We start from the raw sequence: 19,971 nt of genomic DNA, 5'->3' as shown, positions 1-19,971 counted from the left end.
CAGGTCGGCTTCGTCGTAACAGATGCCGCCGCCGGTGCCGCCCATCGTGAAGGCCGGACGGACGATCAGCGGATAGCCGACTTTCGCGGCGAACGACAGCGCTTCAGCCACCGTGTGGATGATGTCGCTCTCCGGAACCGGTTGGTTCAATTCGGCCATCAATTGGCGGAACAGATCACGGTCTTCAGCCTGTTGGATGGAACTCAGTTTCGTCCCCAGCAGTTCCACATTGTATTCCGCCAAGATGCCGGCTTCATCCAGTTCCACCGACATATTCAGGCCGGTCTGGCCGCCCAATGTCGGCAACAAGGCGTCCGGACGCTCTTTGCGGATGATGTTCGCGATGAACTCCAGAGTGAGCGGCTCCATGTAGACTTTATCAGCGATTTCGACGTCGGTCATGATCGTTGCGGGATTCGAGTTGACCAGAATGACTTTGTATCCTTCTTCTCTCAAGGCTACACATGCTTGCGTTCCAGCATAGTCAAATTCCGCGGCTTGGCCGATGATGATAGGTCCCGAGCCGATCACAAGGATCGTCTTGATATCTGTTCGTTTAGGCATGCTTTGCCTTCCTTTCCTTAAGCTTCAATTGTTTGAAAAACTTCATCCATAACGGCTACAGCTTTGTCGACTTCTGCGCTGGTCACGTTCAGCGGCGGCAGGAAACGCAATACCGTATCATGCGTGCAGTTGATGATGACGCCTTTTTCCAGGCACTTCGCGACGATGTCGGCTCCTTTCATCGCCAGTTCCATCCCGAGCAGCAAGCCTTTGCCGCGCACATCGGTGATGAAGTCATATTTTTCCTTGAATGCCAACAATTTCGCTTCGAAATAGCTGCCCATTTCATTGACGTTCGCCAAGATGTTCTCGTCTTCGATCGCTTGCATGGTTGCGACAGCTGCCGCGCAGACCAGCGGATTGCCGCCGAAAGTCGAGCCATGGTCGCCCGGTTTGAAGTGGGAAGCGACGGCATCCTTCGCCAACAGTGCACCGATTGGAGCGCCATTGCCCAAAGCCTTCGCCAAGGTCATCACATCAGGCTCGACGCCGAAGCCTTCGTAAGCGAACAACGTGCCGGTACGGCCCATGCCGGTTTGGACTTCATCAAAAATCAACAGGATATCCTTTTCGTCGCAGAGCGCGCGGACTTGCTGCAGGTAAGCCTGATCGCCCATGTAGACGCCGCCTTCGCCTTGGATTGGCTCCAACAGGACCGCACAAGTTTTCTCCGTCACTTTGGCGGCTAAAGCTTCAAAGTCATTGAAAGGAACATAGTGGAAACCTTCCAGGAACGGATCGTAATCTTTATGGAATTGTTTTTGGCCGGTCGCCGTCAAGGTCGCCATGGTGCGGCCATGGAAAGAGTTATCGGCCGTAATGATTTCGTAGCAGCCTTCCCCGTGGACTTCGCGTCCGTATTTGCGCGCCAATTTGATGGCCCCTTCATTGGCTTCCGCGCCGCTGTTGCCGAAAAAGACCTTATCCAAGACGGAATTCGTGATCAGCTTTTCCGCCAGCTGCACTTGCGGCTCGATCCAATAAAAGTTTGAGCAGTGGACCAGTTTGGCCGCCTGTTCCGCTATCGCAGCCGTCACTTTCGGGTGGTTGTGCCCCAGTGCGTTCACGGCGATGCCCGCCAGGAAATCGAGGTATTCCTTGCCGTCCGCATCCTTCAGGTAGCTGCCTTGGCCCTCGACCATGCAGATTGAACCGCGGTTGAAGGTGTTCATCAAGTAGGCTTGGCCTTTATTTTTTATTTCTTCGTTCGTCATTAGTTTACCCCTTCCTTATCGCGATCGATCATCGTGCCGATCCCTTCGTCGAAAAATACTTCCAATAAAATCGAATGGCGCAGACGGCCATCGATGATGTGTGCGCCGGCAACGCCGCCCTTCAAGGCATCGATGCAGCAGTCCACTTTCGGCACCATCCCGCCCGAGATGATCCCTTCCTCTTCCAAAGCCTCGATCTCCTCGAGCGTGATGCGCGAGATGAGCGAATCCTTGTCGTGGTAATCGCGGAAAATCCCTTCAACGTCGGTCAGCAGGATGAACTTGTTCGCCTGGACAGCTTTCGCTACCGCTCCGGCTACATAATCGGCATTGATGTTGTAGCTCATGCCGTCCTGGCCCATCCCGATCGAGGAAATGACCGGGATATAGCCGCTGTAGATGAGCGATTCCAGCATTTCCTTGTTGACGGCCTCCACTTCGCCCACATAGCCGATGTCGATCTTTTCGCCGTTCTTCTCCAGATATTTTTTGCGCACTTGGATCAGATTGCCGTCCTTGCCGGACAAGCCGATGCCTTTGCCGCCGATCTGGTTCAGCGTGCCGACGATGTCCTTATTGACTTTGCCCGCCAACACCATTTCGACGATTTCCATCGTTTCTTTGTCGGTCACACGCAGCCCCTGTTCGAAGTGGCTCTCGACCTTCAGTTTTTTCAGCATATCGTTGATGGCTGGACCGCCGCCATGGACGAGGATCGGATGCATCCCCACCGATTTCATCAGCAACAAGTCCTGCATGACGGCTTTTTTCAGTTCTTCATTGATCATGGCGTTGCCGCCGTATTTGATGACGATGATTTTGTCGCGGAAACGGTTGACGTAAGGCAGTACTTCGACAAGCATTTCGGCTTTTTCACAATTGCTCTTGTTCATCTTCATCCCGCTCAGCTCCTGTAATCCGCGTTGATTTTGACATAGTCGTAAGAGAAGTCGCAAGTCCATGTGCTGGCGGCTTCCGTGCCCAGATGCAGATCGATCAGAATGTTGATTTCGTCCGCTTCCAGTATTTTTTTCGCAAGCTCTTCATCGAAGACGACGCCCATCCCCGCTTCGCAAAGCTGGATTTCGCCGTTCTTGCTTGAGAAGGCGATATCGATCACATCGGCATCGAAGTATTCCGTGTCCGCATAACCGGCAGCCGTGATGACGCGGCCCCAGTTGGCATCCTCGCCGAACATCGCGGTCTTCACCAAGCTCGAAGTCGCGACCGACTTTCCGATCGAAACCGCGTCAGCCATCGTCTTCGCACCCGATACGATGACTTCGACGAACTTGGTCGCACCTTCGCCGTCCTTGACCAGAAGCTGCGCCAATTGGGAGCAGATGGACAGGACAGCCGCTTCGACTTCGGCATAGCCGGCGTCTTCAGCGGAAGCGATCAATGGGTTAGCGAGTTTGCCGGTAGCGGCCACGAAGACGGAATCGTTCGTGCTTGTGTCCCCGTCGACGGTAGCATGATTGAACGTCGCGTCAGCGGCTTTCAATAGCATCGCATGCAAGGCTGTTTGGCTGATCGCGACATCGGTTGTGATGTAGCCCAGCATCGTGCCAAGGTTCGGATGGATCATCCCGGAACCTTTGACCATTCCGCCGATGGTAGCCGTTTTGCCGTCGACTTCAAAAGTGAAGCTGACTTCTTTCGGAACCGTATCCGTCGTCATGATCGCCTTGCTGGCTGCAGCGCCGCCGAATTCGGAGAGCTCCGGCGCGATTGCTTTGACCCCTTTTCTCATCGTTTCCATGTTCATGAACATACCGATGACGCCTGTCGATGACACCAACACCTCTTCCGGCTGGATGTTCAGTTCCGCCGCAAGCAGTTTCACGGTCTCTTCCACATCGGCTTTGCCTTGTTTGCCTGTGCAGGCATTTGCGTTGCCGCTGTTGACCAGGATCGCCTTGAAGCGGTCATGCTGCTGCAGGGCTTGCTGATCGTACTGGACCGGAGCCGCTTTGACTTTATTTTTGGTGAAGACACCAGCAACCGTTGCCCCATCCGGGAAATACAGCAATGCCATATCCTTTTTGCGTTTCTTGAAACCAGCGTGGATCCCTGCGGCCTGCACGCCTGCAGCGGCAGTCACACCGCTTTTCTGTACTTTCTTTATCATGTCGTCGTTTCCTCCTTCAATCTTCCGTTCTTATGGGAAAAGCCCTATCATCTGTAAGCCTGTCGTTTCGGCGAGGCCGAACAGCAGGTTCATGTTCTGGACCGCTTGGCCGGCAGCCCCCTTCATCAAGTTGTCGATGACCGACACGATGATGATCCGGCCTGTGCGTTCATCATACGTGACGCCCAATTGGCAGTTGTTTGTGCCTTTTACCGATTTCGTCATCGGCCACATGCCCGCAGGCAGGACTTGCACGAACGGTTCATCGGCATATGCTTCCTCAAAAAGTGCCTGGATTTCGGCCGCCGTCGTCTTTTCTTTGACCGTCGCATAGATCGTGCTGAGGATGCCACGGCTCATCGGAACAAGATGCGGCGTGAACTGGACCAGGGTTTCCGTCCCGGCCATCTCCGTCAGCAACTGTTCGATTTCCGGTGTATGGCGGTGATGCGCTACCCCATAGGCTTTGAAGCTGCTTTCCACTTCAGTGAAGAGGTTCGCTACGTTGCCGGCGCGCCCGGCTCCGGAGGTGCCCGATTTGGAATCGCAGACGATGCTGTTCGGAACGATCCAGTCTTTTTTCTTCATCAAAGGCATCAAGCCCAAGAGGATGCTTGTCACGAAGCAGCCCGGGTTGGCGATGACCGCTGCATCCTTGATCGCATCGCGGTTCCATTCCGGCAGGCCATAGATCGCTTCCTCCAACAAACCCGGCTCGGTGTGCGCCACTTTGTACCATTCTTCATAGACCGCTGCGTCCTTCAGGCGGAAATCAGCCCCCAGATCGATGACTTTTTTGCCTTTTTCCTTGGCTTTTTTGGCGATCGGCAACGCATGTCCATGCGGCAAGGCCACAAAGATCACATCGCTGTCCGTCGTCACCTGTTCCAGATCCAGTTCTTCACAGGTGTGATCGACGTTGCCCAGCAGGTGCGGAAAAAGATGCTGGATCTTTTGGCCCGCGTACGTACGGGAGGTCAGATGATCCAGGACCACATCCTCTCGCAAGCCCAACAATCGGACCAATTCCACCCCCGTGTAACCTGTTGCTCCAATGATACTGACATGAATCATACTTTCCATCCCCCTTTTATTATTCGTAGTGAACGCGGGCCGAACCCGGTTCACAAATGATCCAACTACAACAAAAAAACTTCCGTGCCTATACCAAACCAAATAGATTGATTCAGTATAGGGACGAAAGTTCGTGGTGCCACCCTTATTTTCCGTCTATGTGCGCATAGACGGACTCAAGTATTGCTACTTTTGCGATAACGGGGCAACCGGATTAAACTTTATGGTTCACATTCAGCTTATCAACTCAAAGTTCCTTTTCATCCATCGCGGTTGACCCTGCTTCCACCCTCCAAGGTTCGCTTCACTGTGCAAATGGACTACTCTTCTTGTCAAAGTTTTTGTGTATGTTAGATGTTGTTTGACATTTTCATTAAATTTATCATCTGTTTTTCACTTTGTCAATCAAACTTTTGGAATAAATAAATTTCCTAAGGTTGCAGCCATGATCGCCTTGATGGAATGCATGCGGTTTTCGGCTTGTTCGAACTGAAGACCGTGCTTGCTGCGGAAGGCGGCGTCGGTCACTTCCATCTCATGCATGCCAAATGTTTCGGCGATTTCCTGGCCATATTGCGTTTTGGTGTCATGGAAAGCCGGCAGGCAGTGCAACAGGATCACGTCATCATTGCCGGTCTTCGCGATCATTTCCATATTGATCTGGTAAGGCGCCAACAATTCGATCCGCTCCGCAAATTTATCCTCTTCACCCATCGATACCCATACATCGGTGTAAAGGACATCAGCCGCGTTTACGCCTTTGGCTACATCGGCCGTGATTTCGATTTTGCTGCCGCTCTTTTCAGCGAATTTCTGTGCCATTTCGACCAATTCATCGGTCGGGAAAAGCGATTCCGGTGCGCAGATCGTGACGTGCACACCCAGGATGGCGCCTGTCACCAACAGGCTGTTGGCGACATTGTTGCGTCCGTCGCCTACATAGACCAGTTTCAGGCCGGCCAGCTTGCCGAAATGCTCTTTGACCGTCAGGAAATCGGCGATCATCTGGGTCGGATGCCATTCGTCAGTCAACCCGTTCCATACCGGCACACCTGCATATTTCGCCAGATCTTCGACCGTTTTTTGGCTGAAGCCGCGGAATTCGATACCGTCAAACATGCTGCCGAGCACTTTGGCGGTGTCTTCAACGGATTCCTTTTTGCCCAATTGGATATCATTTTTTCCGAGGTATTCGGGATGTGCGCCCAGATCGATGGCAGCCACCGTGAATGCGGCTCTTGTGCGCGTTGATGCCTTTTCGAACAACAAGGCAATGTTCTTGCCTTCCAAATAACGGTGCGGGATGTTACGTTTCTTCAGGTCCTTCAGGTGCGCCGAAAAATCGATCAGATACTCCAGTTCTTCCCGGGTAAAATCTTTTTCCGCCAATAAGCTTCTTCCTTGAAATACTTGTTTCAAAATGTTGCCATCCCCTTTTCATTTTATTCTCACTATCGCTGGTGCGATCGATCCTTTTTCAGTCATGATGCAATTATTGTTGGACTCATTTTATACCCAATTCTAATGAATTACAAACTTTATTTTAATCATTCCGGCGATTACCGGTTGTTTCGGCTCAACCTTTATTTAAAGAAATTATGTTTGACATTATCACGGATTGAGATTATCCTAGAGACAACTTAATTGAATAGTCTTCAGGGACGGGTGAAAATCCCTACCGGTGGTAAAGCCCACGAGCCGTTAAGGCAGATTCGGTTAGATTCCGAAGCCGACAGTCAGAGTCTGGATGAAAGAAGACAAGAATTCCTTTAGCGAATGGCAGTTTGCGTTTATTCTCCATAAACAAGCGCTTTCACGCCATCCGTCCATGAATCGGAACGTCAATCCCTGGGTGTAGTCTATGCCCGGGGATTTTTTGGCTTTATTTAGCTGGCCTTCCTTTGTCGAGCCCTGAAGCAGAACTGTTCAGGGCTCTTTATTTTGGAAACGGGAGGCACGAAAAGATGCACGAAAAAGATACACACTTTATGCGACTGGCGCTGGAACTGGCGGAAAAAGGCCGCGGTGCCGTTGCGCCCAATCCGATGGTCGGCGCCGTCATCGTCAAGGACGGCCGCATCATCGGCTCCGGCTATCACGAAAGATTCGGCGAAGGCCATGCCGAAGTGAACGCCTTCCGCTCCGCGACGGAAGATGTGGCGGGCGCGACCATCTACGTGACCTTGGAGCCTTGCTCGCATTACGGCAAAACGCCGCCCTGCTCCGACAAGATCATCGAAAAGAAAATCGGGCGCGTCGTCATCGCAGCCCTGGATCCCAATCCGTTGGTTTCCGGACGCGGCGTCAAGAAACTGCAGGCTGCCGGCATCGAAGTGGTGACCGGCATCCTGGCCGAAGAAAGCAGCCGTTTGAATGAAGTCTTCATGAAATACATCGTCAAAAAAGAACCCTTCGTCGTCATGAAAGCCGCGATGTCCCTGGATGGCAAGATCGCGACCCGGACCGGCGAATCGCAATGGATCACCGGCCCAGCCGCAAGGGAACAGGTGCACCACTTACGGAACGCCCTCAGCGGCATCATGGTCGGCGTCCAGACTGTCATCACGGATGATCCGCAGCTGACTTCGCGCATTCCGGGAGGGAAAAATCCGGTGCGGATCATCGTCGACAGCACCCTGCGCATCCCTATGGAAGCAAACGTGCTGAAAAACCAGGACGCTGCCAAAACGATCCTTGCGACGACAACGCGGGCGGACCGCAACAAGGTTGCCCTGCTTGAAGCAGCCGGCATCGAAATTTTGACCGTACCCGCCAAGGACGACGGCCGGACCGACCTGAAGTCGCTGATGGAAGTCCTCGGGGAGCGCGGCGTCGACAGCATCCTGCTGGAAGGCGGCGCAACCTTGAACTTCGCGGCACTCGAGGCCGGCATCATCGACAAAGTGCAAGTCTACATCGCCCCGAAACTGATCGGCGGCGCAACGGCCAAGACTCCTGTCGGCGGAGACGGCATCGAGAAGCTAAACCAAGCCTTCCGCGTGATCGGCCTGAAGGCCAGCACCATCGGGGAAGACATCCTCTTGGAAGGGTACATTTCCAAGCAAGAATAACAGAGGAAAGTAGGAGGAATTCATGTTTACTGGAATCATCGAAGAAGTCGGCACCCTGAAAGGCATCCGCCACGGCCAAAAATCCTCCATCGTAACGGTCGGAGGGAAAAAGGTGCTGGCCGGAACAAAAATCGGCGACAGCATCTCCACCAACGGCGTCTGCCTGACGGTCACGAAGCTGCATAAGGATGGCTTCGAAGCCGACGTCATGCCGGAAACGCTGCAGCGCTCCAATCTTGGCGACCTGCAGATCGGCGGCCGCGTCAATCTGGAAAGGGCGCTGCAGCTCGATACCCGACTGGGCGGACACATCGTCAGCGGACACATCGACGGAACCGGCTCGATCAAGGAATACCGCAAGGACGATAATGCGGTCTGGATGACCATTTCGACCGGACCGGAACTGCTGCGCTACATCATCGAAAAGGGCTCGATCGCCATCGACGGCGTCAGCCTGACGGTAGCGGCAGTCGACAGCGGATCATTCCAGGTCTCCATCATCCCCCATACCGGAGCGGAGACGATCCTGCTTGAGAAGAAGTTGGGCGACACGGTCAATCTGGAGTGCGACATCATCGGCAAATACGTCGAAAAGCTGCTGGGCCTGAGTCCCAAACCACAAACGAAACAAAGCAACCTGTCGGAAGCCTTCCTGAAAGAGAACGGCTTTTTCTGAAAGAAACAATGAGGAGGGATACATCCATGTTCAACACAACTGAAGAAATCGTCGCGGACATCAAAGCCGGCAAAATCATCGTGCTGGTCGACGACAAGGACCGCGAAAATGAGGGAGACCTCATCTGCGCAGCGGAATTCGCGACGCCGGAAAACATCAACTTCATGGCCATCTACGCGAAAGGCTTGATCTGCATGCCGATGGACCGGACGCTCACCGAAAAATTGGTGCTGACGCCGATGGTGGACCGCAACACCGACAATCACGGGACGGCCTTCACCGTCGCCATCGACCATGTCGAGACGACCACCGGCATCTCGGCCTTCGAACGCTCCTTAACGGTCATGAAAGCCGTGGAGGACGACGCCAAACCCGAAGATTTCCGCAGACCCGGACATATCTTCCCGCTGAAAGCAGTGGACAATGGCGTGCTCGTGCGCAACGGCCACACCGAAGCGACTGTCGACTTGGCGCGCTTGGCCGGACTGAAGCCTGCGGGTCTCTGCTGCGAAATCATGGCCGATGACGGCACGATGATGCGCACGGACGAACTGATCGTTTTCGCCAAAGAGCACGACCTGAAGATCGGCACGATCGCGGACCTGATCGCTTACCGGAAAGAGACCGAACAGCTCTACAAACGCGAAGGCAAAGCCAAACTTCCGACCAAATACGGTGAATTCGACATCTACACTTACGTGAGCAACATCGACGCAGATGAACACCACGTCGCCTTGGTCATGGGCGATGTCACGACGGATGAACCCGTTCTGGTGCGCGTCCATTCCGAATGCCTGACCGGCGATGTCTTCGGCTCGAAGCGCTGCGACTGCGGCCAGCAATTGGATGCGGCCATGAAACAGATCGCCGAGGAAGGACGCGGCGTCCTGGTCTATTTGCGCCAGGAAGGACGCGGCATCGGCCTCGTGAACAAAATCCACGCATATGCGCTGCAGGATCAAGGTTATGACACGGTGGAGGCGAATCTACAGTTGGGCTTCCCCGACGACTTGCGCGAATACCATATGGCTGACGAAATGCTGCAGGATTTGGGCGTAAAAGCAATCCGCTTGCTGACGAACAACCCGCTTAAGATAGAAGGATTGAAAAAGCACGGCCTGAAGATCACCGAGCGGATTCCGATCCAACTGGAAATCTTCGACGAAACGCAACGCTATATGGAAACAAAGAAACAAAAAATGGGACACTACTTGGAGTTATAAAAAGAAAAGCGGAACGGGTTCGTTCAGCCCTGACAGAAATTTAGGAAATCGAGCCGACTGAGCATCGCAGAGCGCAATAGGCGCGATTTATCTAATTTCCGAAGGGCTAACCCGTGAAGCTGGCCAATATTTTCGAATGCATGGAACACCTTGCAATATTGTGAACCACCAATGGTGATGCACTTTTGAAATGCCCCAAATTTATACTTGCCTTAAATATAAATAAAACAACCAAACAGGAGGAAAACAAAATGAACATCATCGAAGGACAATTAATTGCACAGGACTTAAAGATCGCGATCGTGGTGGCACGTTTCAACGAATTCATCGGCTCAAAATTGGTGGGCGGCGCTTTGGACGGTTTGAAACGCCATGGCGTGGCTGAAGATGCCATCGACTTGGCTTGGGTGCCGGGCGCATACGAAATCCCGCTGGTGGCGCAAAAAATGGCCGCTTCCGGAAAATATGATGCCGTCATCACTCTGGGCGCCGTCATCAAAGGCGCAACGGCGCATTTCGATTACGTCTGTTCCGAAGTATCCAAAGGCGTAGCGACTGCTTCGATGACTACCGGTGTTCCGGTCATCTTCGGCGTCCTGACGACCGACACGATCGAACAAGCCATCGAGCGCGCCGGCACGAAAGCGGGCAACAAAGGCTACGACTGTGCCGTATCCGCGATCGAAATGGCCAACCTGCTTAAGAACCTATAAAAGTTTATGGAAACACGAAAGTTCGAAGGCATCCGCACCGTCATCCTCGACTACGACGGCACGATCCATGACAGCACCAAAAACTATATCTTCGCCTTCAAGCAGGCCTACGAATATTTGGTTGCAGGCGGCCACGCCGCTTCGCGGGTTTGGCAGGATGAGGAAATCACGAAGTGGCTGGGCTACAGCAGCCAAGCCATGTGGGAAAATTTCATGCCGGATCTGGATGAAGAGGTCCGAGCGCATGCTTCAAAAATGATCGGGCGGATCCTGCTGGAAAAAGCCCAGACCGGCCAGGCCGTCCTTTACGAAGGTGCCCTGGAGACGCTGCAGGCATTGAAGGAGAAAGGCTATCGTTTGGTCTTTTTGAGCAACTGCAGCCGGGCCTACATGGAAGCGCACCGGGAAAGCTTCGGCTTGGACCGCTGCTTCGACGGCATGTACTGCACCGAAGATTTCGGCTTCATCCCGAAATACGAGATCTTCGAAACGATCCGCTCGGTTTTTCCCGGCGGCTATATGGTTGTAGGCGACCGCTTCCAGGACATCGAGGTCGCCGAGCATCACCCCGTCCGCACGGTGGGCTGCCGCTACGGCTTCGGCTTTCCCGGCGAACTGGACTCGGCGGATGCACTGATCGATGATATCCGCGACTTGAATGACTTGCTGTAACAACAGAAAGAGGCTGGGATTTCTTCCCGGCCTCTTTCTGCGCTTTGCGGATATTGGGTATATAAACGTTGATCAGCCGACTAACTGACCATCGCTTCCTTATGGTTATCCCTTCCGATCCGGAACGCTTGCCTTCAACCGGTCCAACAACCGATACAGCACTTCACGGTTGCTCGCGGGTATCGGCTGATTCCGGATTTCCGCTGCCGTCTGCGTATGGGCGCTCCCGTCCAGGAAGGCCGCATCGTTTTGGAGAATGCTTTCGATGCTCTCCTGGGTGGATTCGAAATGGAACTGCAGGCCGATGACATTACCGTTGTAGACAAAGCCTTGGTTCGCGCAGACCTCACTTGCGAACAGGCGCTCGGCCCCTTCCGGCAAGCCGAACTGCTCTCCGTGCCAATGGAACACGACCAGTTCCTCGGGCAGATCGCCGACAGCTGTCGAACCCATCGTCCGGATCGGCAGCCAGCCTGCTTCCCGGTCTGCCCCCTGAAAAATGGCGGCACCCAACGCTTTGGCGATCTGCTGTCCGCCCAGACAGACGCCGAACACCGGCTTGCCTTGGCTGATGAACGCACGGATAAGCTGCCGCTCCTGCTCCAGCCAAGGCAGTTCATCCAAGACGCTCATGGGTCCGCCCAATATCACCAGGAAGTCCGTTTCCTCCGCGCTCGGCAGCGGGTCACCTTGAAAAATCCGGTATATCTTGTATTCGGCTCTTGTCTGCCGGCACCAATTCTCGATTTCCGCCGGCCCTTCAAAAGCCACGTGCTGCAGAATAGCGATTTTCATGCTGATCCCTCCTCAAAACTGATTATTTCCATCATAGACCATCCGCCCGCAACCGTCATCCATCCCGCGTTATTGGGTGCAGATGCGGATAGAGCATGTTATGATAGACCTGTAGAAAACACTTGATCCAAAGCCATTTCCGAAGGGAGCGCGCACCATGAGAAACCTGGACAAAGAAATTGCGATCATCCAAAAATTCAAAGCCGAACACCCGAACAAAGCCTACAAACTCTACATCGAGACCAGCGACGATTTCGACTTCCATGACGAAACCGAAAGTGAAGACTATATCGCCGTCCTCATCGCCGAATTGGAAAGTGAAACGCCTGCAGAAAACCCGTTTCTGGAAGGCACATCCGCCTACACCTGGGATGCCGAATACGTCATCTACATCGACAAACCCACCACCGCCGACCGGGAACTGATCACGAAACTATATTATGACGAACTGCTCCAGTATGTCTGAAGGGGATCACCCTTCAGGCATTTTTTTCGTTTCTTCTTTATCCGATTCCTCTGGAAGACGCTCGGGATTCACCTGCTCCTCTGGCTCCGCCGTACCAGCAGCTTTCCCGTTTGGTTCCTGTTTTTTGGACGCACGCAGCACCTTCTCCACGAGCAATTTGACCAGCCGATCCAGTTCCACCATCGCGATTCCCCTCCTTGCACTTTTTATTATCATAGCACAGCGTGGGCGGAAGCTCATCGGGAATTTGGTTGCCGAAATGTTCGGTTTTCCCGGCGAGGCCGTGTCCGCCGGGATGCTCACCGCCTCAAAGGAGGTACTCCTAATATAACAGCCTTTCTCATCCCCAAAGTTTACGCTCAGTTTATCCTCCCCAGCTATAGTTACACCAAGGTTTACAAAACGCAAGCAGTAAACCAAACCGAAGGAGGAAAAATAATGAATGAAAATTTTGAAAATGCGATCAGGGAACGGTTTGAGCAAGGCTTCAAGAATTGGAATAATGGATATGATGCTTGGCTGGAGTGGTGCGAAACGTTGTATGAGCCGGATGCGCACTACAATGTCTACAGCGAGCGCCTGACTTTGCAGCAATACAAGGACATGATGGGACAGCTTTTCCAGGCCTACGACATCGAACTGGGCGAGTTCCACAATATGATCGTCGAGGGCGAATGGGGTGCGATCCGCTACAACGTCTACATCATCGACAAACGCACCGGCGAACGGATCGAGCAGAAAACGATGGAGTTCGTGAAATTCAAGAACAATCCGGAACCAATCGGCGCGCGCGTCGTCGAGGGCTGGGCTTTGTCGGACAAACCGTTGTCCGCCCACTGATATCTAGGTTCTTGCTGCATCACGACAACATAAAACAGCCTCCTGGAATCCGCATGACGCGGGTTCCAGGAGGCTGTTCGTTTTGTCATAGTTGCAGCAGATGGATCAGTCGTTCAAGGACTGTTCGGACAGCCATTGCATTAAGCTGACCGTTTCGCCGTCGATTTCAGTCGACACTTCAGTACAGCTCGGCACCGTTTGAAGCGATGACCTTATTGTACTAGTGGAACGAGCCCTTTTTACTGCGTGCCCGGCTACCTTTGCCTTCATCGTCCTGATCGACGCGGATGAAGCCGTAGCCTTTCGACATTTCGCTCGTGCTGTAGCAGCTGTTCTTTTTTATACTAATGCTCTGTCCAGTTCGGAGGCTTCCGCCTGCTGTAGCGCTTCCACTTCTTGTTTGTAAGCGGCTTTGTCCATGGCTTTGAAGAACGGCAGGTAGACGAGGTAGCTCACTGCAATCATCAGTGCTTGATAGATGGCCCATTTCCAACCGCCCGCCATCAAGCCGTTGAGCACGACCGGAACGCCCAATGGCACCGCGATGCCCGGCAAGTAAGGCAGTATACCGGTCAGCATGCCCAGATAGGAAGTGACCGCGATGATCAATGGCACCAGGATGAATGGGATAGCCAAAGTGAAGTTCATGATGATCGGCATCCCGAAGATGATCGGTTCATTGATGCCGCAGATGTTCGGGATCAGACTCAATTTGCCAAGGACACGGTATTGCTCCGATTTCGCACGCAGCATCGCCATCGCCAAGCCCAAAGTAGCTCCTGAACCCATGAACAGCACCATCCCGAACAGGCTGCCGGAAACGATGTTCGGGATTTCCAGACCGGCATTATATGCAGCCAAATTTTCAGTGGCAAGCGGTGTCCAAATCGGCATGAATACGCTGTAGACGACCATCGCGCCGTGCACGCCGACTAACCAAAGAATCTGTGCGGCGAACATCGCAATCAACAAAGCGACAAAGCTTCCGCCCAATTTCGTAAGCGGCGCAGCCACCATCGAGAAGATGAAGGCATGGATATCGCCGAAAGCAGTCAATGTCATCACATAACGGATCGTCAACGCGATGACCGCCAACACCAAGCCAGGAATCAGACCGGAAAATGATTTGGATACGGTCGGCGGTACGCCGTCCGGCATCTTGATGACCCAACCTTTGATTTTAAAAATGGTATAAACTTTCGCGGACAATAACGCGACTAAAAAGGCAGTAAACAGTCCCGGTGCGCCCATCCAAGTGGCGGGCAGCGAGGCCAATGTGTTCGCTTCGGAATAATTGAACGGGGTCACGATCAGGAAGCTCATCAAGGCAAGGATCCCAGCCGGCGTCCCGTCGATGTCATAGGACTCCGCAAATTTGGCGGCGATCAGATAGACAGCGTATAAAGCCAATAAATTGGTCGTGATTTCGGAAGGAATGACCGTAATCGCTTTCAATCCGGTGTTGACCAGAAATTCCTGATAGCCGGCAACAGGGAAACTGTTCACCAAACTACCCAAAGCACCTACGATTGTGATCGGCATCGCCGACATCAGCCCATTCGTGATCGCGCTGATGTATTTGTTGTTTTGGATCGCACCCGCACCACGTTGTAAACTCATTTGCACATTTGAAAAATCAGCCATTCTTTTCAGCCCCCTATTTGTTTAATAACTGCAAAGCATCCGCCAACACTTTTTTGCCGTTCATCATGCCGTAATCCATCGAAGGGATCGTTGCGATCGCGACCGGATGGCCACTGTATTTCTTTTTGAAGCTCTCTTCCATGTAGCCGACTTGCGGACCCAGCAGGAGAATGTCGATGTTCTTGATCAGCTTGTCCACTTTCCCTTCAGCCGTGGCATCGATGCTGACTTCCATACCTTTTTCTTTCGCCGCCTCTTTCATCCGTTCGACCAGCATGCTGGTCGAAAAGCCTCCGGCACAAGCCAACATAATATTCAGTGTCATGCGATCCCCTCCTGGCTCATTTTGTGTGCACGGAACAAATGGACTTCTTCCCTCAATTGGATCAGATGCTCCGCCAGATCCCTCACGGTCATGGCGTTCATCACATGATCCTGGGCATGGACCATCAAAAGCGTCGTGCTTGTCGATTTCCCCCTGATTTCTTCTTGGATAATCGTAGTCTGCAAATCATGCGCTTTGTTCAATGAAGTCCTGGCCTCCCCCATCAGCTGATTGGCTTCCGTAAACTCACCCTTTTCGGCGGCCTGGATGGCTTTCATGCTGAACGCGCGGGCATCTCCCCCATGGATGATCAGCTGCATGATGATTTTCTCCTCGTCTTCCAAATGAATCCCTCCTGTTCGCTTATGCTTTCACTTATCTATATGCAAAAAACGTGCCAACACAGATCAGGCGCACGCCAGCGCGCAACAAAAAATCTGTGTCGCCGAAACGACACAGATTTTTTGTTATTATTCATTTGTGTGTCAGCCATTCGCTGTGTAGGACACACTTCTGGCCAGATAAGCGTAGGCGACATGGTTCAGCATGTCCTCGTTGATGGTCCCGAGATGGTCCCGGAAATAGTCGAGAAAAAGATGCTTGATTTTCGGAACGATGTATTTGTCCTGCGGGAATGAAACCATCCCTTTCTCGAAGCGCGGAATCTGTTCCTTGCGCTTGATTTTCCGCAGCATGCCGATGATATGGAAGGACAGGCCGATCTTGTCGCTCACGAACAGCGAGGGGCTCATCATTTCGTTCACCTCGTCGTTGAAGCGATAGATGCTCGACAACAGCACTTCGATTTCGGGCATGTCATAGTATTTCAGGATCGTTTCCTTGATCGAACGGTAGGTGTAGATTTCGTCGATACAGTCCTGGATCCGCTGCAGGCCCGCCCGGTTCATGACCGTATACAGCTCGAAAGTCGGATAATCGGTCTTGATCGCAAACGTGCTGATGACACAGATGATTTCGTATTCCTTCGTCAATTCCTGCAGGCGCGCATAGATGCTTTCCTTGCCTACCAGGTTGATCGGAACGATCGTGATTGCCTTCTCGTCGATGAACAACTCTTTGCGGATGATGTCCCGGATCGTGACGGCCGTCCCCTCACCGGTCAGGCAGATCGAGATGATCGCCAAGGGCCGGAAATGGAACGAATCGGTGGCTTGCATCCGCATTTTCGGTTTCTGCACCTGTTCCAGGGCCTTCCTGTCCTGATAGATGGACATATAATCGTTCACCTTCAGGGTTTCGACGTAAACCTCCTGCAGGCTGCAGCCGATCATCGCTTTTCGGCTCGCTTCGAGGACATGCATCGTGCTCACCAGCGGAATCGACTCGGCCTTCAGCGGGAACAGCGTTTCCAATTCCCCGGCAAAAGTCGTCAAGCTGCCCATATCCACCAGCAGCAGGATATCATCCGTGATCTGATGGTTTTTGATGTAGCGGACCAACCGCTCGAACACTTGTTGGGGCTCCTCGTCCAAGCGCGCATTGATGCCAATGGCGCCGTCATGGTTCAGGAGTTGGTTCGCCGTGTCGCAGAGCGCCGAAGCGATCCCTGATCCATGCGCAATCACGATGACTTGCACTTTCGCCAAGCGCTCGACTGCATCCATTTCATCATGCGTCAGGAACATGATGAAATAACTCGCTTCTTCCTCCGGGATGCGGATGCCCAGATCCGCTTCCAAAATCGTCATGCATTCCTTCGCAACGCCGTACATCTCGGGATATTTTTCGATGATCGCTTCATGCATATCGTTCTTCAGTACATGATCCTGTTGGCTGCGTTTCACAAGGTTGTAGATGTGGATCGCCATCATCTGGAATACTTTGTCGCTCATCACCTTGCCGGTCTTGATCGTGACATGGCGGAGGATCTTCTCCAGTTCCTTGATGATGTTGTCCGGCACAAGCGCAATCAGGTTCTCCTTATTGGAAAAGAGCTGTTCCTTTTCCCCGGTCAACTTGAAGTAGGTCTTCAGATCATGCTCCATCGCCTTCTGGATTTCCTCCGAACTGGCCTTCTTCTTCTCCAGTTCCCGGTAACGCGTGTTCATCTCCCGATAGATGGTGCTTTCGCTCGGCGCGCTTTCCGCTTCCGGAACGGTGGCGTCGCCTGGCAGATACTGGATCGCCTGTTGGTTCGTCTCATCGTATTTCGACCACATCTGACGGTGATCGGAATTGTTCAGCAGGCCCGCCCGGATATAATCCGGCAGGTCCTTGCTGCTGACTTTCAGGTACGCCTCTTTGTCGGCCAGAGCGCGCGCATAGCTTTTCGCGAAAGCGATCCGGATATCAGCCTTGAACTGGCCGATGTTCAACTCGCACTTGTAGTGCAAGAAAGCTTTCAGGGCATTCCGGCTGAAATACATCGGCCGCCCGAGCTGATCGACTTCTTGTTGGACGAATTCGTCGAACAACTGGTGGCGTTCCTCTAGGGTCCTTTCCCGCAGGCTAGGCAGATCGATGATGATCGGCAGCCTGCGGATGAATGTCTTCAGCAGCGCGTCCTTTTTTTCGGTCGTCGCCCCGATGATCAGCACATGGGCATGATGGTCCCTTTCGGTTTCCCCGAGCGGCCGGAAAACGCCGCGGTCGATGAAGGTGAACAGCATCTCCTGTCCTTCGATCGGCAAGCGATGGATTTCATCCAGGAACAAAATGCCTCCATCCGCTTTCTCCAAGAGCCCCGTCTTGTTTGTTTCCGCACCCGTATAAGCCCCTTTTGCATGACCGAAAAGCTGGCTCATCAGCAGCTGCGGGTTATGCGCGTAATCCGCGCAGTTGAACTGGATAAAAGGGGAAGCATCCGCCAGTTTCCCCGACTGGATACCGTATTTGTGCAGTAGATCGGCGAACAATGACTTGCCGACGCCGGTCTCCCCCAGCAAAAGCATATGCATGCCGTCGCCTGGATAAAGGATGGCAGCCTTGCCCTGTTCGATCTGATGGAAAAGGCTGGGATTCTTCTTCAGGAAATTATCCATATCCACATTTTTTTCCGTTTCTTTCGGTGCAATCTGCTTTTGCGGCAGCTTGCGCGCACACGGGAAAAACCGCACCGGTCTGGTCTTCTCTTTGTAGCAGCGCTTTTCTTTGTGCAGTTGGTTCAGGTCGCGGGAAATGTTGCTGCGGTCACTCTTCAATCTGTAGGCAATCTCTTCTGCCGTCACTCCTTGCTTCTTTTCTTCATAAAGCATGCCCAATGCTTCGAGCACTTTTTCTATTCTCTGCAAAAATCCTCACCCCTCGGCAAACGTTTACATCTTATTCACAATCGTACCATATTTTTTGTCAGCAACGAACATAAAAATGTCCCATCTGGGTTATTGTTTGGCGCTCTTGATGGACAACCGAAATCTTTGCTGAAATGAATACATAAAGCGACAAAATGCCCCAATACTTTTCTGATCGGATATTATATAATGAAGTTTATCAAATTCCAATGCAAAAGGGAGATAGACGAATGATCAGTTTCTTATTGGTACGGAAAATTGTCCAGCTGTTCCTCATCATGATTTTGGGTTATCTGCTGGTCAAGCTGAAGGTTCTGAAGACGGAGGAGAGTGTCGTCCTGTCGAAACTGTCGCTGTATCTCGTGATGCCTGCCGTGATAATCAGTGCTTTTCAGGTCGACTTCAAACCGGAAATCCAAGCAGGACTGACGCTGGCCTTTGTTGCGGCGGTTGCCATCCATGCAGTGCTGCTCGTGATCGGACACGGCTCCGACAAGCTTTTCAAATTCGAGGAGGTCGATATCGCCTCCATCATCTATTCCAATGCGGGCAATCTGATCATCCCCATCGTAACGGCCGTTCTGGGGAATGAATGGGTCATCTATTCGACCGCCTTTGTGTCCGTGCAGTTGGTTTTCCTGTGGACGCACTGCAAATTGATGTTCTCGAAAGAGAAGACCCCCAATCTGCGGAAAATCATTCTGAACATAAACATGATCGCCATTTTTGTTGGCGTGTTGTCCATGGTGTCGGGGATCTGCTTGCCGGCTATGCTGAACGAAACTTTGGGTTCAATCGGCTCCATGATCGGGCCGTTGGGGATGCTGATCACAGGCATGATCGTCGCCGGGATGGACATGAAGCAAGTATTCAGGAGCAAAAAAGTGTATGTTGTGACCTTTTTCAGAATGATCCTGTGTCCGACCATCATCCTGTTGCTGCTGAAACTCAGCAATGCCGGCAGTCTGGTGGACAACGGCACCGAAATCCTGCTCATTACCTTCCTGGCTACCGTGACCCCGGCCGCCTCCACCGTGACGCAATTCGCGCAGGTGCACGACAAGAATGCTGCATACGCAGGCGCAATCAACATCATGACCACGTTGGTATGCATCATCACCATGCCGCTGTTCGTCATGTTGTATTACATGTGAAATAAAAAAATCCTTGGGAACATCGAAGCATCGCGCTTCATCACTGTTTCCAAGGATTTCTGTTTAAAGATGTATGGGTAATGAGGGGCTCGAACCCCCGACCCGCTGATTAAGAGTCAGCTGCTCTGCCAACTGAGCTAATTACCCGAATCACGTGC

Annotated in this window: 20 protein-coding genes, 1 tRNA gene, 1 pseudogene, 1 riboswitch and 1 other annotated feature; of the genes and pseudogenes, 8 read left to right on the top strand and 14 right to left on the bottom strand. The window is 52.7% G+C overall.

What is annotated here, in order from left to right; all coding sequences use genetic code 11:
• The 6 genes from BMX58_RS12410 to argF all read right to left on the bottom strand — a co-directional run.
• On the bottom strand, window positions 1–564 hold a 564-nt coding region (locus tag BMX58_RS12410), incomplete at its 3' end, for a carbamoyl phosphate synthase preATP-grasp domain-containing protein (RefSeq protein ID WP_479729360.1).
• A gap of 17 nt (window positions 565–581) precedes the next feature.
• On the bottom strand, window positions 582–1,778 hold the full coding sequence (locus BMX58_RS12405; RefSeq protein ID WP_068624043.1) for an acetylornithine transaminase: 1,197 nt from the start codon (window positions 1,776–1,778) through the stop codon (window positions 582–584).
• Window positions 1,778–2,677, bottom strand: coding sequence for an acetylglutamate kinase (argB, locus tag BMX58_RS12400; RefSeq protein WP_204243800.1), 900 nt, complete (start codon window positions 2,675–2,677; stop codon window positions 1,778–1,780). The genes BMX58_RS12405 and argB overlap by 1 nt, the downstream gene beginning before the upstream one ends.
• A gap of 5 nt (window positions 2,678–2,682) precedes the next feature.
• Window positions 2,683–3,909, bottom strand: coding sequence for a bifunctional glutamate N-acetyltransferase/amino-acid acetyltransferase ArgJ (gene argJ, locus BMX58_RS12395; protein WP_068624041.1), 1,227 nt, complete (start codon window positions 3,907–3,909; stop codon window positions 2,683–2,685).
• Window positions 3,910–3,939: 30 nt separating this feature from the next.
• Window positions 3,940–4,983, bottom strand: coding sequence for an N-acetyl-gamma-glutamyl-phosphate reductase (gene argC, locus BMX58_RS12390; protein WP_068624039.1), 1,044 nt, complete (start codon window positions 4,981–4,983; stop codon window positions 3,940–3,942).
• A 116-nt stretch (window positions 4,984–5,099) separates the two neighbouring features.
• Window positions 5,100–5,328 (bottom strand) — a binding site (T-box leader).
• Window positions 5,329–5,388: 60 nt separating this feature from the next.
• Complete coding sequence (gene argF / locus BMX58_RS12385; RefSeq protein ID WP_068624037.1) at window positions 5,389–6,405, bottom strand: ornithine carbamoyltransferase; 1,017 nt, start codon at window positions 6,403–6,405, stop codon at window positions 5,389–5,391.
• 225 nt (window positions 6,406–6,630) lie between these two features.
• Window positions 6,631–6,746, top strand: a riboswitch (FMN riboswitch).
• A gap of 201 nt (window positions 6,747–6,947) precedes the next feature.
• On the opposite strand from argF, the gene ribD reads away from it, so the two are divergent.
• The 5 genes from ribD to BMX58_RS12360 all read left to right on the top strand — a co-directional run bounded on the left by ribD (window position 6,948) and on the right by BMX58_RS12360 (window position 11,338).
• Entirely contained in the window at window positions 6,948–8,054 is a 1,107-nt protein-coding gene (ribD, locus tag BMX58_RS12380; RefSeq protein WP_068624035.1) for a bifunctional diaminohydroxyphosphoribosylaminopyrimidine deaminase/5-amino-6-(5-phosphoribosylamino)uracil reductase RibD, read from the top strand.
• 22 nt (window positions 8,055–8,076) lie between these two features.
• Window positions 8,077–8,730 carry a riboflavin synthase gene (locus BMX58_RS12375; RefSeq protein WP_068624033.1) on the top strand — a complete coding sequence of 218 codons (654 nt, stop codon included), beginning with the start codon at window positions 8,077–8,079 and terminating at the stop codon, window positions 8,728–8,730.
• 26 nt (window positions 8,731–8,756) lie between these two features.
• Complete coding sequence (locus tag BMX58_RS12370; RefSeq protein WP_068624031.1) at window positions 8,757–9,953, top strand: bifunctional 3,4-dihydroxy-2-butanone-4-phosphate synthase/GTP cyclohydrolase II; 1,197 nt, start codon at window positions 8,757–8,759, stop codon at window positions 9,951–9,953.
• A 251-nt stretch (window positions 9,954–10,204) separates the two neighbouring features.
• Window positions 10,205–10,666 carry a 6,7-dimethyl-8-ribityllumazine synthase gene (gene ribH / locus BMX58_RS12365; protein WP_068624029.1) on the top strand — a complete coding sequence of 154 codons (462 nt, stop codon included), beginning with the start codon at window positions 10,205–10,207 and terminating at the stop codon, window positions 10,664–10,666.
• Window positions 10,667–10,672: 6 nt separating this feature from the next.
• Window positions 10,673–11,338, top strand: a complete 666-nt coding sequence (locus BMX58_RS12360) for an HAD family hydrolase (protein WP_068624027.1) — start codon at window positions 10,673–10,675, stop codon at window positions 11,336–11,338.
• Window positions 11,339–11,443: 105 nt separating this feature from the next.
• On the opposite strand, the gene BMX58_RS12355 is transcribed toward BMX58_RS12360, so the two are convergent.
• Complete coding sequence (locus tag BMX58_RS12355; protein ID WP_068624025.1) at window positions 11,444–12,133, bottom strand: type 1 glutamine amidotransferase; 690 nt, start codon at window positions 12,131–12,133, stop codon at window positions 11,444–11,446.
• Window positions 12,134–12,290: 157 nt separating this feature from the next.
• Here BMX58_RS12355 and BMX58_RS12350 point away from each other — a divergent pair, with 157 nt between their 5' ends.
• On the top strand, window positions 12,291–12,599 hold the full coding sequence (locus tag BMX58_RS12350) for a hypothetical protein (protein ID WP_068624023.1): 309 nt from the start codon (window positions 12,291–12,293) through the stop codon (window positions 12,597–12,599).
• Window positions 12,600–12,605: 6 nt separating this feature from the next.
• Here the strand turns inward: BMX58_RS12350 and BMX58_RS14750 are convergent, their stop codons facing one another.
• The gene (locus BMX58_RS14750) at window positions 12,606–12,782 is read right to left on the bottom strand and encodes a hypothetical protein (RefSeq protein ID WP_157077253.1); all 177 of its coding nucleotides are present in this window, start codon (window positions 12,780–12,782) and stop codon (window positions 12,606–12,608) included.
• A gap of 255 nt (window positions 12,783–13,037) precedes the next feature.
• On the opposite strand from BMX58_RS14750, the gene BMX58_RS12345 reads away from it, so the two are divergent.
• Window positions 13,038–13,439 carry a nuclear transport factor 2 family protein gene (locus tag BMX58_RS12345; RefSeq protein ID WP_068624021.1) on the top strand — a complete coding sequence of 134 codons (402 nt, stop codon included), beginning with the start codon at window positions 13,038–13,040 and terminating at the stop codon, window positions 13,437–13,439.
• Window positions 13,440–13,659: 220 nt separating this feature from the next.
• On the opposite strand, the pseudogene BMX58_RS14975 reads toward BMX58_RS12345, so the two are convergent.
• The 5 genes and pseudogenes from BMX58_RS14975 to BMX58_RS12320 all read right to left on the bottom strand — a co-directional run.
• Window positions 13,660–13,761 (bottom strand): annotated as a pseudogene (locus BMX58_RS14975) (family 1 glycosylhydrolase); the annotation flags it as partial.
• Window positions 13,762–13,778: 17 nt separating this feature from the next.
• Complete coding sequence (locus BMX58_RS12335; protein ID WP_068624020.1) at window positions 13,779–15,083, bottom strand: PTS sugar transporter subunit IIC; 1,305 nt, start codon at window positions 15,081–15,083, stop codon at window positions 13,779–13,781.
• Window positions 15,084–15,096: 13 nt separating this feature from the next.
• Entirely contained in the window at window positions 15,097–15,408 is a 312-nt protein-coding gene (locus BMX58_RS12330; RefSeq protein ID WP_068624018.1) for a PTS sugar transporter subunit IIB, read from the bottom strand.
• Window positions 15,405–15,752 (bottom strand): PTS lactose/cellobiose transporter subunit IIA, encoded by a 348-nt coding sequence (locus BMX58_RS12325; RefSeq protein WP_239420591.1) that lies wholly within the window; start codon window positions 15,750–15,752, stop codon window positions 15,405–15,407. Before BMX58_RS12325 ends, BMX58_RS12330 begins: the two co-directional genes overlap by 4 nt.
• 141 nt (window positions 15,753–15,893) lie before the next feature.
• A complete protein-coding gene (locus tag BMX58_RS12320) occupies window positions 15,894–18,659 on the bottom strand; it encodes a sigma-54-dependent transcriptional regulator (RefSeq protein ID WP_068624016.1) in 2,766 nt (921 codons plus the stop codon).
• A gap of 230 nt (window positions 18,660–18,889) precedes the next feature.
• On the opposite strand from BMX58_RS12320, the gene BMX58_RS12315 reads away from it, so the two are divergent.
• A complete protein-coding gene (locus BMX58_RS12315) occupies window positions 18,890–19,813 on the top strand; it encodes an AEC family transporter (RefSeq protein ID WP_068624014.1) in 924 nt (307 codons plus the stop codon).
• A gap of 74 nt (window positions 19,814–19,887) precedes the next feature.
• Here BMX58_RS12315 and BMX58_RS12310 read toward each other — a convergent pair.
• A tRNA-Lys gene (locus tag BMX58_RS12310) sits at window positions 19,888–19,960 on the bottom strand.
• Window positions 19,961–19,971 lie beyond the last annotated feature (11 nt).

Origin of the sequence: Trichococcus ilyis (assembly GCF_900109135.1) — a bacterium.
GTDB classification, from domain to species: Bacteria; Bacillota; Bacilli; order Lactobacillales; family Aerococcaceae; genus Trichococcus; species Trichococcus ilyis.
Note: the sequence above shows the minus strand (reverse complement) of the source record. Positions and strands in the feature narration are given on the sequence as shown.

Excerpts from the sequence above, each read along its gene's own strand:
- BMX58_RS12405 (WP_068624043.1), bottom strand. The coding sequence starts at position 1,778 with ATGACGAACGAAGAAATAAAAAATAAAGGCCAAGCCTACTTGATGAAC.
- argB (WP_204243800.1), bottom strand. The coding sequence starts at position 2,677 with ATGAAGATGAACAAGAGCAATTGTGAAAAAGCCGAAATGCTTGTCGAA.
- argJ (WP_068624041.1), bottom strand. The coding sequence starts at position 3,909 with ATGATAAAGAAAGTACAGAAAAGCGGTGTGACTGCCGCTGCAGGCGTG.
- argC (WP_068624039.1), bottom strand. The coding sequence starts at position 4,983 with ATGATTCATGTCAGTATCATTGGAGCAACAGGTTACACGGGGGTGGAA.
- ribD (WP_068624035.1), top strand. The coding sequence starts at position 6,948 with ATGCACGAAAAAGATACACACTTTATGCGACTGGCGCTGGAACTGGCG.
- BMX58_RS12375 (WP_068624033.1), top strand. The coding sequence starts at position 8,077 with ATGTTTACTGGAATCATCGAAGAAGTCGGCACCCTGAAAGGCATCCGC.
- BMX58_RS12370 (WP_068624031.1), top strand. The coding sequence starts at position 8,757 with ATGTTCAACACAACTGAAGAAATCGTCGCGGACATCAAAGCCGGCAAA.
- ribH (WP_068624029.1), top strand. The coding sequence starts at position 10,205 with ATGAACATCATCGAAGGACAATTAATTGCACAGGACTTAAAGATCGCG.
- BMX58_RS12360 (WP_068624027.1), top strand. The coding sequence starts at position 10,673 with ATGGAAACACGAAAGTTCGAAGGCATCCGCACCGTCATCCTCGACTAC.
- BMX58_RS12355 (WP_068624025.1), bottom strand. The coding sequence starts at position 12,133 with ATGAAAATCGCTATTCTGCAGCACGTGGCTTTTGAAGGGCCGGCGGAA.
- BMX58_RS12350 (WP_068624023.1), top strand. The coding sequence starts at position 12,291 with ATGAGAAACCTGGACAAAGAAATTGCGATCATCCAAAAATTCAAAGCC.
- BMX58_RS14750 (WP_157077253.1), bottom strand. The coding sequence starts at position 12,782 with ATGGTGGAACTGGATCGGCTGGTCAAATTGCTCGTGGAGAAGGTGCTG.
- BMX58_RS12345 (WP_068624021.1), top strand. The coding sequence starts at position 13,038 with ATGAATGAAAATTTTGAAAATGCGATCAGGGAACGGTTTGAGCAAGGC.
- BMX58_RS12335 (WP_068624020.1), bottom strand. The coding sequence starts at position 15,083 with ATGGCTGATTTTTCAAATGTGCAAATGAGTTTACAACGTGGTGCGGGT.
- BMX58_RS12330 (WP_068624018.1), bottom strand. The coding sequence starts at position 15,408 with ATGACACTGAATATTATGTTGGCTTGTGCCGGAGGCTTTTCGACCAGC.
- BMX58_RS12315 (WP_068624014.1), top strand. The coding sequence starts at position 18,890 with ATGATCAGTTTCTTATTGGTACGGAAAATTGTCCAGCTGTTCCTCATC.